Source organism: Paenibacillus sp. 1_12 (genome assembly GCF_900114475.1).
Classification (GTDB): domain Bacteria; phylum Bacillota; class Bacilli; order Paenibacillales; family NBRC-103111; genus Paenibacillus_S.
In genome coordinates, this window is the sequence record NZ_FOTE01000001.1 from 256,623 (window position 1) to 269,474 (window position 12,852).

A 12,852-nucleotide genomic window follows, 5' to 3' on the forward strand; every position below is an offset into this window, starting at 1 on the left:
CATATGACGAATGAACTCGAAAAAAAGTTTATATTTTCTGCTGCAAATAATAAATTTGTCAAAAAAAAGCGAACCCTGAGCCGTAGCGGCTGCAAGGATCGCGATGAGTGCATATTTGAAGCTTAAAAGTACTGATTTGTCGGCAAGATACATGACTACCTATCATCTCATATTAACCATAGCAGCGGCTGTCGGATTGCAATATTACGACGCACCTCCGCGTCAGTCGGGTCGGGATCAAGTCGGTCCCACAGCTGAACATACGCTGGCTCATGAAGGGCAAGTCCGGCAAACAAGAGTGACGGAACCTTGGCTGGCCATCCTTCGAAATGCTCGATATCGGGAGGATACGGCCAGGATGCCTTGTTGTTCAGATAGGGGTATAAGTAGGATAATCCTTTGCTGATACCACGTCCGTCTGGCAGCGTGTAGGTCCATAGATTATCCTCCGGTGTAGAAAGGATATGACATAAAGTAACGAGATTATCCAACACAAATATCGCATATCCATAAGGCTTTGTCCTGGCCAATTCACGTGGAAAGCTGCCATCCGAAGCCATCTGATCGGGCAGCAGCGATTCCTTGAAGCGTTGTCTGCAAAAGCGCAGCATTTCCTCATTGCGAGTAAACCACGCGAAAGCTGCCGCCTGCACAAACCAGCAAACCCCGTGATTATTATCCGCAATCATTTCCTGTTTCCCGTACTCATGTGTGCTCATCCAGGTCAAATAATCCGCGAACCACTGCTTCAAACCGTTGTAGATGGAGGAAGTCATCGCGGGTGAAGCTTTCAAAGCTTCGATCGCAGGAGGAATATCGATGATATGCAGGGTATCAATAATTCCGACTCCTCTGCCCGAACAAATTCCAGGTATCGCCTGCGCATACAAAAGATGCGGGTTCATACGAGTAGCTTCGTCGAGAAAAAACTCCTTAAGAAATTGAACGGCTTTTTCTGCATAAGCCTCATTGCCCGTAACTGCATAAGCTGCGGCCAAATTGGCTGTATGAGTTCTCATTTGACGAAGGAACAACCGATGTGTGTCAAAATTACTTGGGTTGCTCTCTCCATCACGGCGAATGTAAGGAAGGTTATCTGCAGTCTCTGGGTTTGGCCACCAATAGTCGCCATTTGAGTAATAATCATGGATGCTGCCCTCACTCTTCTCGGCAACAGCATCTGTAAGATGAATCGTGTCAGCCTGTAAGGATTGATCGGCATGCCGCTTAATCCATGCAAGCTCAAACAATGAGAGACGCTCACTGCGTGTGTCTGCGGAAGCACGTAAACGATTGTTCATCAAGCGGTCATTCACTCCTTATTTCGTTATTAATGCGAAGCGGTTTCACAATCGATCATCACATGAATCGTATCGCCCTTATGCTCATTGCGCAGCTTGAAAGCCTCCGCTATATGTTCCAGCTTCACAACATGTGTGATCATTTCCTCGGTGTTCACCAATCCATCCAGCACCAGCTGAAGACCTCTGTCAAAATAATTTCGGTTATCGATATCCCGCTTAGGCTCGGTTGAAAGAATGTCCAGTCGCTTCTTATGGACCTTGAAAAAGTCGACCGGCTTATGGCACGTACCGATACAGCCATACATTACGATACGTCCATTTTGAGCTGCAGCGTTAATGGCATCCACCATACCATCACCCTCCAGCAGGCAAGGAATAACCACATCAAAGCCGTCAGGGAAATCTTTGCCGACAATATCCATCGTATTTGCATCCGATGAAGGAATTCGATACGTGTGAGTCGCTCCATATTTGCGAGCGAGCTCCAGCTTTTCGTCAAACAAATCGGTTACGACCAAATTTCGAGGACTGTATAAGCTAATGATTTGTGTCATCACCAAACCGCTTACGCCTTGACCGGTGATCAATACGTTTTTGTGCGGGGAAATATCTCCAAGCTCTGCTGCATGGATGATGCCTGGCAGTACTTCGATCAACGACCCTTCGATCAAAGGAAGCTCTTTGGGTAACGACTTTACTGAAAACGGCGTGCAGCACACATATTCTGCAAAAGCACCCCAGATATAGCGCAGCGCGACATGATCACCAACCTTAAGACCAATTACATTAGGTCCCACTTTATCAATTACGCCTGCAACCTCATGTCCGAGGCGTGTTGGATACGAAATAAATTCCGGCTCACGAGCTCCGCGGAACACCTCCACATCGCTGCCGCAAATCCCGACCCACTTCACCTTAACCCTTACTTCCCCCTCCCCAGGCTCAGGGATCAACGCTCTCTTTAACGTAATATTACCGATTTCCTCAACAACAGCACACAGCTGTGTGCCCTCACCATCGTGATCGACCAGCTTCATCGGTGGAACCGTCATTTTTCTGACCATATGCCCATTCTCCTTTTGCTTTCAAATTCACCTCTTCTTCTTTTACCAATTATAGGGCAATCACTTGAAAGCGAATATGGCCTATCCTCAGCAGTTTTTTTACAATCCTCACTTTTCGCCAAAAATCCCTCCGTCTCCAGACGGAAGGATCTCTTATGGATATTCAACACGCCAAATATTTTCAAAATCCGGCTCCAGAACAATATCCCTGCCTACCTCATTAATCAAAGACTTGCGGTATTGAGAGGGTGTCAGCCCGATACGTTCTTTAATCATTTTACTGAAATAAGGCAGCGACCAGCCGACTTTCTCGGCAATTTCCGTTATCGGCAGTGCTGTGAACTCCAAATATTCCGTCGCTTTCTCAAGACGAATTTCCTGTAAATATTGAATAGGGGTAAGCCCTGTTTTTCCGCTGAATACCCGTATTAAATAATTGGGATTGTAGCCAAAACGTCGTGATAGCTGGTCAAGCGTTATTTTGTGGGCCAGGTTCAACCGTAAATAAGCAGCTATCGGTTCATCATCATCGATATTTGAAAGGACAGTGGAATCATGAAGAGAGGCTGCTGCGTTTCCCAAAAATAGCGACACCAGTGTGCTTTTGAAACCAGCCTCAATCCGCAAAGGCATTACCGAATTTGGATATTTGAGCCGCTGAAGCGACAGTTTATACCATTGCTTGATCTCTGATAAATGTACTCCCTGGCATAAGCAGCTTGCTTGTACGTTCGATAATGCATCGATAACAGCTCCGTCCAGCAGCCTGAACTTAAAATCCAGAGTAACGGTTTCATCCGTGAATTGAAAGCTGTGTGAAACACTCCGCCGAAACAAGAAGGCCAAGCCTTCCTTTATCTCGCAGCTTTCAGCGCCTGAATGAATCCATCCCGCTCCTGAGAGAACAATAAACAATTGTTCAAAATCCGCATGCTGATGAGCCTCCACCCAACTGCCTTCAGCATAATCGATCCGCGCCGTCCACAGCAATTGCAGCTGAGAATCTCTTAAACTTATCATTTTGCGCTCTCCTCATGTAGGAACTGAATTCAACAGGGATCGCAATGACCTAACCATGGGGTATCAGTTGGTAAGCTCCGGTCTCCTATCGGACATATGTACTTCCTGTTTGGCTGTACAATACTTACAACGAATCGCTTTTTCCGGGATTTCCGATAAGCATTCTGGGCAATCCTTGGTCTGTGGTTTAGGAGCGGACGGAGTTTCCTGCTTTTTGCGAAAACGGTTCAACTGCTTCACAGCAATGAAGATCACAATAGCCACGATCAGAAAATCAAGAATATTGTTAATAAACAGACCGTAATTCAGTGTGGGCGCACTTACCGCTTTGGCTTTGGCCAAGTTTTCATAGTGAGTACCATTCAAGCTGATAAACAATTCGCTAAAGTTAACTTTGCCAAGCAAGAGTCCTATAGGCGGCATCACAATATCGTTGACAATAGAAGTCACAACCTTGCCAAAAGCCCCTCCGATAATAACCCCAATTGCCAGCTCGATCATATTGCCTTTCATAGCGAATTCTTTAAATTCCTTAATAATTTTGGATGCCATTTGCGCGTTCCTCATTCCAACACATTTTTCTTTATCATAACTGATTTATCGCGGAAGGTCGAGCAATCGTTGATCGTAAACGTTAATCGTAGGAGTTCCAAGGTGGTTTAACAAACACCCCATTCAACTGAATGCCTCCTGCTTCAATCGTAGTTTTAGTGTGTAATTGAATAGGATCTAAAAGTCATTTTCTGACTTTCGTGCTGCTACTTTGATCTTAAATCTATGGCAAAAAAGAAGAACCTTCCGATCCACTTCACAGTGGCTCTCGAAAGGTTCCTTTGCTTGTCATTGTCATTAGTGACAACAGATTCATTCGTGTTTATTTTAGAGATAACGCAGGTGTAAATTAGCTTATTTGCAGGTAACTAAGCTTTTCTTTTGGATACGGCAAGGATCAAGGCTACAAGCCCAAGCACAAGTGCTGCGATAGATAAATACAGTGGTGCTTGTGAAGCACCCGCGGCCGGGCTAGCAGCAGCTGGAGCCGCTGTGCTGTTCGCTGCAGGAGCTGCCGCCGTATTACCGTGGCTATCTACCGCTGCTCCGGACGGTTTAGCAGTAACCTTGGTGATGGAAGCCGGTTTGTCGGCACCTTCAGCGCCTATCCATTCAACAACTGTACCGTTTTTGTAGGTTTGATAAGCTTTCCACACGATCTGTGTCGCATTGTCAGCTACCTTACCCTGCATATAAAAATCACTGAATTCGGTTGGAGATAATCCATCACCGGTTGCTGTCCAGGTTACACCCGTAATTTTGCCTGAAGCATCCTTAGCCAGCTCATATTTCCAGCCCGGCTTCGGCTCAAATCGCGAAATCGAAACCGAATCTACTGCAAACTTGACTTCAACCTTGGTAGTCGGTGATTCTTTATCCTCGGACGGTACCCGTACAGCAAACTTTTCATAGCTGCCCTGCACTGCTGTCGGTGGTTGTACGGTTACATGAGCGCTTGCTATTCCGCCTCCCAGCATCGAGATTAATAATCCGGTTAACAGCATTACATTCCATTTTTTCATCATTTATATCGTCCCCTCAGGCATCATTTGTCTTAGTATCAATGTAATCTAATTACGATGTCCTGGGTATGACTCAACTGGGCTATTTGTCATCACTTCTTTGGCTAAAGTGTGTCAGTCCATGCCTGATCGCATAAGCCGTTAGCTGTACCCGATTGTCCAGCTCCAGCTTGGCTAATATATTTTTGATATGATTTTTGACTGTATTTTCTGTGATAATGAGCTGCTCGGCTATTTGCCGATTACTTTGCCCGCTCGATACGCATGATAATATTTCCACTTCCCGAGGAGAAAGACCACTAGGCTTGGCCATAGATTCCGACTGCCTTGTAGAAGAACGAAACAATTGAAATAAACGATCCGCCATACCGCGTGAAATTTCACTATTGTCATCCAACAGACCCTTCAAATAAACCATCCACTCATCAGGGTCCATATTTTTTAATAAATAGCCCTGCGCACCATTCTGGATTGCCGTGAACAGGTCTGCCACATCATCCGATACGGAGAGCATCACAACCCTTGTATGCGGGTACATCTGTTTGATTTTACGAGTTGCTTCCAAACCGCTCATCACGGGCATTCGAATATCCATCAGCACCAGATCTGGCTGCAGCTCGCGGCACAGTTCAATTGCTTGTTCTCCGTCAAGTGCTTCGGCTACTATCTCAAAGTCTGCTTCCTGCTCCAACAGCAATCGAATCGCTTTCCGCGCCAACGGATGGTCGTCGGCAATAACTACACGATAGTTCATTCAGCTTTACCCCCACTTCTTGGAGGACTGGTGACACTTAGCCCCGTTCCTCCCTGCTCTGACTTGCTTACGCTCAATTCGGCGTTAAGCTCTGCGGCGTGCTTGCGCATAAGGCTAATCCCATATCGATTTGGCTCCTGCAGTTTACTCTCCATATCGCCGTAATGTTGGCTGATTCCGATCCCATTGTCGTGGATTTCCAGCCTCCAGCTTTGCCCGCGACCCGTCATTCGCAAATGAATCACCGCATGGTCAGCCTGCGAATGCTTGCGGATATTCGTGAACGCTTCACGGATGATCGCAAATAGCTGAACTTCCGCGGAGGGGGAGACACTTTGCTCCTGTATATCTATGTGCTGCTCGACGTCGATACTGCTCAGAGCACTCCATTCTTCAAGCCATGCGCTTAAACGCAGACTGAAGGTAGCACCATCCTCCGGTGCAGTACGAAGATTGTAAATAGCCTGACGCAGATGCTGATCGATTTCCGTGACGGCTGACCGTGCCTCCTGGACATTGCCTTGCTTCAGCTGTACGTTCAGAAAAAATAATATTTGTGCAATATTATCATGCAGTTCTTCAGCAAGCCGCTCACGCTCTTCGTACACAGCCCGCCGCGACTGCTCGGAAGCCAGCCGCTCATTCGTGAGGTCAATCCGATTAAACATCCATGTGGCGAACAGGTAGGATAACAGCAGTGTCAGGAACGTGATATATAGGTTGCCCGCTTCCATTGACAATTCGGACAATAAAAAATCATGACGAATATATTCAAAGCTGCCAATAATTAAGGGTGGTACAATAATCGCCAACAGCTTTAGCTTACCAAATGACATAAGGTTCAACTCACTTTTCGCGCATTATCTCAATATGAAGTCTTCACGCATATACAATCATCTCACTGCAAACGATACTTTAGTGCTACTAGACTGCCAATGTGTTTCCTGCAATGATTTGCACGCGCGTGAGCTGGATGACTTCATCAATTCCTTTTAGCCTCTGCTCAAACTGCTCGATTTGCACCTCATATGAAGCTAGTAACGCTTGCACGCCTGGTCGCTCCGAGCATTCCTTACTGATGACGACATCATGCCCTACACTCAAGCCTTGCATTCTAGCAGCCAAATTGACCGTTCGACCAAAGTAATCGAGAAGCTGATTAGAGTTCACAACAATTGCCGGACCTTGAAACAAGCCCATCTTGATGACTATCGGTGTATTTGACGGGTATTTTCTGTTGAATTCGTCCACATGCGACTGTACATCCAGTGCTGTCTTGACAGCATTCTCTGGATATTCGAAAACAGCCATTACCGCATCACCAATGGTTTTTACGAGGGTTCCCTTGTTCGCATTGACCCAGCTAATCAAAAAGTTAAAATGATTCCTGACCTGCCCATATGCATGCGCATCCCCCACTTGCTCATAAAATGCGGTTGAGCCCAGCAGGTCACTAAACAATATCGTTACATTTTCAATCCCGACTTGCTGCCCAGGAGCCAACACCTCCGATGAAAACATACTACGGAATTCGTGCATAGTCGTCACTTTGGATGCTGTTACGGTGATATCCTCCCAATCATCTTTCTCCAACGCGACGATCACATTTTCGCGGCTGTGGTTCACAAGCTTAATAAGGGTTCCAGGCAGGGGCTCTTCCACCACTGGTATCGACCAACCGTGCCCGTCATATTGGATATCCAATTGCCCCGAATGAATATGACCATCCTCTATACGAGCAGCAGCCGCTTGACGAATAGCCAAGCTTGCCTGGGACTTCATATCATTTGCTTGAGACTCCAACAATGTACTGTTCTGTATTCTGGACTGCAAACCCGCTTGCTGACGAACTATGGATACCGTTTGATTGGAGCGTAAGACTCGCAGCCTTAGCTGCTCTGGTACTTTTGGATATTCGAACTCGGCCTCATTCCCTGCAGCAATTTCCAACTGCACATAAATATGAGGTGTAATGGCCGGACCACCCACACAAAATATTTGTTTATACGCTCGACGCAAATGAGGATGCACCGAGAAACACAGCTCCACATACTTGTCAAAATTAACCTCATAATTGATTCCACAAAAATCACAATGATATTGCGGTTTGAGTCCCGACATCGTTTCCGCACCGCTTTTGGATACACGGCAATTCGGGCAGATCAAGTGCCAGCTTAAATTAGTGATGCCAAGCTTCGTCGCATAGAGAAACATTCGCAGCAGCACTTCCCTGTCCATATCCCAGATCTTCGCCAGCTCGTAGGGACGCATATCTATGACCTGATCGTCTCCACTAACCATCAAATGCTCTCGAAGGCGTTCAGTCATTTTTACATCCCCCGATACCCTCTGAAGCTCTTCGAGCAGACGATGGAGTTCATCCGTATTCACCTTATAGCTTATCTCGGTCTGGGGCAGCAAATGCTCCTTTTCTTGTTCTTTTAACTGCAAGTAGGTTTGTAAGTATTTCAATGTTTTGCGCATCGAGCTGACTCCTACAATCGGTATAGCAACAAGTCCAAGCGCATTTGCAGGTGTAAATTCAGCAAACAGCTTCACTTTGGTAGCTCTTGAGCCATCAGACAGTATAGTATCCGTATCCTCCAGCTCAATACCGCCCCAAAAACGTTTTAGCGGGCCACCGCGATATTCTCGAACCACATCATAACGAACATTTTTCACCCATTGAAAAGGATGCTCCTTCCAGCGCATAGGGACAACCCCCACTACCTTCGCTGACAACTCCTGAAAGAAATTGGTATTTTGAAAATGAAAAGAGGTGGAACGGATCGGAAAGAGTCCAATGACACGATTTAAGTGGTCCGTGTTGCTCAGCAGCTCCCATACCTTGTCCCGCGACAAAGCATATTCTTGTTCGTATACGTGTTTTTGAGCTGGCAATGGCATGTTGTTTCCCTCCGTCAATAGCGCTTTTTCCATTATACACCTATCTGGAGCCAAGCTTCATCTTATAATATGGAATAACGTGACAATTCGACTTTTGGACTACTAACATAAATTATTTTCTATTATTCTTTCCTCACACTGCTCGTGAAATCCGTCCATGGATTGATCACCCTAATTGTACAAGCTGCTGTTTCCACATGCCCGTTGGGCCAAACCGCCCGAAATTGAAACGTGTATTCCTGATCCGGTAAGTTTTCAAAATCGCTGCGGTACATTTGTGCTGTCCAATCTGTTAAATTACCCGAGGTCAATAAACTTTGCAGCTCTGTATAGGACATGGACGCGTGAACCTGCGCTGCTTCCTCATTCGTCTTGGCTGTCAGTACAAAAGCCTCTCCTGACCAAAAGACTTCAACAGGCCGCGGACGCTCGTCCTCTCCTGACTTCATTCTGTTATAAGCTTTACGATTCAACTCCCATTGCACAGTATGCTGAACGAAACCTTCTACTGTCAAATCGCCTACACGCACAATTTTATTCACCGTATCGGCAGCGCCATACGGGTCAGTCGCAGTCAACGTAACCTTATAATCGCCGGGATGATAATCTGTAACAGCTGCTGGAATGAGCCCATTTGTCGTGTCTTGTATGGATTGATACGCCGGGCCTTCGATTTGCCAACGATAGCTAAGCGGATCACCATCAGGATCAAACGATTGGTTGAGCAATGTAACTGTATCTCCTTCAAAAGCTGGCTTAGGCATCCAATCGAAATCTGCTTGAGGCGGCCGATTAATCATCAGCCACGTTTGCGGCGACCACTCCGACTCGGCTCCATACTGGTCCCAGACCTTAACTCGAACTGTCATTTTTTGACCCGTAGGCAAATCAATTGGAACCGTCATATGACCAGTTGTTGATGTTGTATTTTGCCAACTTTTCCCGGAATCGAAAATCATTAAATTGTTCGCTTCATTCATAATTTGAATCTGATACCAGTACAAGACATAGCCGATATCCGGGTCTGACTGATGCCAAGTTAGCTCGGGTCGCAGCGTGTTTACGATATTGGGGGATGCTTGCGTTCCGTAAGGAAAAGTCATATAGGCAATGGGTGGACTGTTCGTTGTCATCCAGCCAATGTTGCTCCAATCTGACCACGATTCCCCATCACTGACTTGAACTTGTGCGGAATATTTTTGTCCCATCGACAATACATGTTCCATTGTCCACGCCCAGCTCGTTGCTGTCGTTTCCATCACCTGATTAGTTACGCATTCTACTGGATGATTGGATACATTTCTGATGCACAGATTAAATGTGGAAAATATAGTACCCGGATCGATATCCGCCTGATTCCAGGTGATCGTCGGCTGCAAGGATACCGGTGAAGGATTGTCATAGCTTCCGCTCGGAAAGGTCAACCATACCGTCGGTGGATGGTTAGGTGCAGCCGGTATGAGCACATCTAATTCTTGCACATACCAGTCTGACCATGCTTTATGCTCATCCTGAACGGCCATCGCTACTGTATAGAGTCCCGTTTCGAGTGGTCTAATTAGCTTGCTGTCCAGCTTGTTCCCAGAAGGAGTTATATAATAAAATTTCTTGGCGAACACCGAGTTATTCGCTGCAAAGGCTAGCTGACAATTGCCATGATTGTAGCAGCGGTCCGGATCATAGCTGTAGTCATTCCATATCACAGTTCCATCGCTGGATTGTGAGAGCGTAAAGGGAGCAAACGGTTTTCGATGGATAATCAAATATTGAGTATATGCATCCGAATATTTGCTGTAATTCCGGAATTCAGGATTATTGGGCTTAGGATCATCCGGCACTTTGTAATCCACTTTATAAAGCCCTACCGTGTCAAAGCTTAAGATCGGTCCTCCAACGGTAACGACAGCAGGTGGCGGATTAATAGGTCCCTTTCCATCGTTAACATTCAAGAACTTCGTCGTTGATATCAGTTTTTCCGGCAATGCCAATAATTCAGCTTGATTGGTACCGATCTGATCGAATTTCCATAACGTCCCTGCTTCCAGACGAGCATCATTTTCTGGATCTGTATAAGTCGTTTCGTAGGTAACGGGAGTATCTACAATAGCGACGCCAGGTGTGTCGTAAGAATCGTCGTCTGCACTCCACATAAACAGGATCCCCTTAAACTCGGTGTTATCCACAGTGGAATAAGGTCCAAGTGTCCCTCCAGAAAAAGCAGAGTCACTAACATCAATAACTAGACTGCCATTCTCATAAACTTTAAAATGATTCCCTGTGATTTTTATCTTATAGGATACCCACTGCTCATTGATTACGGGTCTGCTTGCAGGATCTAAAGTAGTTTTTCTTCCATTCACTATTTTGACTAATTGGATTTTATTCTTATGTGACTCTAACCGGTACATATTCTTGTGATCCTGAATCCTGAAACTGATACCCGCTGACATGTTGTTGGCCTGTAGACCATGGAATTTTGTGGACCATGAGAGAGTGCCATTCGTTACTTGCTGTGATGACTGGTTAATCAGTTGTCCAAAAGTAAAATATTCGTTGGTGTCGGGCGGCTGCTCCGATTCTGGTGTAAATGAGAATATCTCGCCTTTTACATTATAATACAATCCATCTTTAAAGATTTTCCCGCCACCCTCGAACGTATCATTGTGCATCATTCTACCAGATCCCATATCACCTAAGCCACTGACCGTTGTGCTATAACTTATCATACAACCACAACCGTAAATGGGTTCATAGTCTGGTGGTGGGCCCTCCGTATAGACAGGACTGAAGTATTCGTGTTTTGTAACGATTTTGATATTCCCCCAGCCTGTTGGGCCTACCTCTTGTGCGGCAAATGATATACCTGCAGGTGGCGATAGAGATAAAGATTTGTTTACAGTATCATAATAAGAAAAAGACTCTTCAGAGGGATGATATTGCTCGGCACCGTCATAATATGGCCTAGTATAAGTGAGGCTCTCAACATAACGTCCATCGTTAGAGATCCGATTAGGTAGGAAAGCCTCAATATGAAGTTCCGTTGTGCTTGTCCTGCCAGTAAACCGATCTATTTGAGTAACGTTATTAGTTCCAAAAGACAAATAATCGCCATAAGGATCCGTTATCAACCCTCCTGAAACTCGATAGTAGTCAGAGCCTCCTGGAAACCCTGGCTGATAAGCACCATTAGAAGTAATATAACTTGCTCCGCGAGGTACTTGTGGTCCTGTAACGCCAAGGTTTTCTACCTTATAGGGTACGGTTGAATTGTCTAGCTTGTAAAATGCGTTAATGCCCTTGGTTACATTAAACTCCCTATAGCTATCGAAAAAAGGAATACTTAAAGTTCCAGCGTTTCGAGAATTAAAGTAAGTATTATCAACACCGTCCGAGAATTTGGGGTACGCTCCTGTTTCTCCTGAAGTACAACCGGAACTACAGTACAATACTGAATAAGTACCGCCTCCTTTAGACGTTACGATGCTTTTCAACACATCACTAAGTCGGAACAGGTACCAAGTCGTATCCCAGGCATTTTTGGTATTGGCGTTCCATGCACTGGTAGCTGCTACCATCAGGTCATCAGAAGCCTCCCTAAAAGTAAGGACAGGCTCCACGCCTGAACTCATCAGCTTTACAGGTGCTTCCAGATAACTGGCAATGTAATAATCATCACTGGTGACTCTTCTATCGATAAGTAAAAAACGATCATTTCCAAGGTACCTACTTATTACGCATGAATATTCCAGCACGGTACCCCCATTTATAAAACCGTAGTAACAAGACGAAGGAAATTGGATACTCCCAATCTTGGTTGCTGTAGTTGATGTAACGGATGAAGGGTAAGAAAAAAGATTGATACTTTTATCCCTTGCGCTTGAGATTAAAGTTCCCTCAGGGGAAACTCTCCAAGTATTCAAAATTGATGCTTTGTCCAGACTGGTGCTTATCCAAGTCTTTAATGTATCTGGTGAATAAGCCGCTACATGAATAGGTCCCGGTTCGGTCGCAATGCCAGTAGCCGTAAAAGTCACCTCTGGATTGTCATTGATGGTTTCGCGGTAAAAGAGAGGTAACGTTTCTTGTTTGGGTTTGGCATTCAGCGGTTCAACGAAGCTAGTAAATACCAATGCTGCTATTAAAACCATAACAAATATGCGTTTTACTCGATATATCAAATCGTGTTCTCCTTTGGGATGATGATAATGGGGGAGAGTATGATTCCCTCC

Annotated in this window: 9 protein-coding genes; all 9 read right to left on the bottom strand. The window is 45.5% G+C overall.

All coding sequences use genetic code 11. The features are described 5' to 3' along the window. Positions 1 to 167: 167 nt before the first annotated feature. The 9 genes from BM210_RS01105 to BM210_RS01145 all read right to left on the bottom strand — a co-directional run bounded on the left by BM210_RS01105 (position 168) and on the right by BM210_RS01145 (position 12,801). Complete coding sequence (locus BM210_RS01105; protein WP_091163679.1) at positions 168 to 1,301, bottom strand: alginate lyase family protein; 1,134 nt, start codon at positions 1,299 to 1,301, stop codon at positions 168 to 170. 29 nt (positions 1,302 to 1,330) lie between these two features. Further along, a complete protein-coding gene (locus BM210_RS01110; RefSeq protein ID WP_091163680.1) occupies positions 1,331 to 2,368 on the bottom strand; it encodes a zinc-dependent alcohol dehydrogenase in 1,038 nt (345 codons plus the stop codon). Between the two features lie 153 nt (positions 2,369 to 2,521). Next, the gene (locus tag BM210_RS01115) at positions 2,522 to 3,388 is read right to left on the bottom strand and encodes an AraC family transcriptional regulator (RefSeq protein ID WP_091163682.1); all 867 of its coding nucleotides are present in this window, start codon (positions 3,386 to 3,388) and stop codon (positions 2,522 to 2,524) included. A gap of 63 nt (positions 3,389 to 3,451) precedes the next feature. Beyond that, positions 3,452 to 3,928 carry a large-conductance mechanosensitive channel protein MscL gene (gene mscL / locus BM210_RS01120; RefSeq protein ID WP_177237619.1) on the bottom strand — a complete coding sequence of 159 codons (477 nt, stop codon included), beginning with the start codon at positions 3,926 to 3,928 and terminating at the stop codon, positions 3,452 to 3,454. Positions 3,929 to 4,308: 380 nt separating this feature from the next. Beyond that, the gene (locus tag BM210_RS01125) at positions 4,309 to 4,962 is read right to left on the bottom strand and encodes a YcnI family copper-binding membrane protein (RefSeq protein WP_091164643.1); all 654 of its coding nucleotides are present in this window, start codon (positions 4,960 to 4,962) and stop codon (positions 4,309 to 4,311) included. Between the two features lie 82 nt (positions 4,963 to 5,044). After that, the gene (locus tag BM210_RS01130) at positions 5,045 to 5,716 is read right to left on the bottom strand and encodes a response regulator (RefSeq protein WP_091163686.1); all 672 of its coding nucleotides are present in this window, start codon (positions 5,714 to 5,716) and stop codon (positions 5,045 to 5,047) included. Continuing rightward, positions 5,713 to 6,552, bottom strand: a complete 840-nt coding sequence (locus BM210_RS01135; RefSeq protein WP_091163687.1) for a sensor histidine kinase — start codon at positions 6,550 to 6,552, stop codon at positions 5,713 to 5,715. The genes BM210_RS01130 and BM210_RS01135 overlap by 4 nt, the downstream gene beginning before the upstream one ends. An 88-nt stretch (positions 6,553 to 6,640) precedes the next feature. Then, positions 6,641 to 8,623, bottom strand: a complete 1,983-nt coding sequence (locus BM210_RS01140) for an adenylate/guanylate cyclase domain-containing protein (protein ID WP_177237570.1) — start codon at positions 8,621 to 8,623, stop codon at positions 6,641 to 6,643. A 122-nt stretch (positions 8,624 to 8,745) separates the two neighbouring features. Next, positions 8,746 to 12,801 (bottom strand): glycoside hydrolase family 78 protein, encoded by a 4,056-nt coding sequence (locus BM210_RS01145; protein ID WP_091163690.1) that lies wholly within the window; start codon positions 12,799 to 12,801, stop codon positions 8,746 to 8,748. Between the last annotated feature and the right edge of the window lie 51 nt (positions 12,802 to 12,852).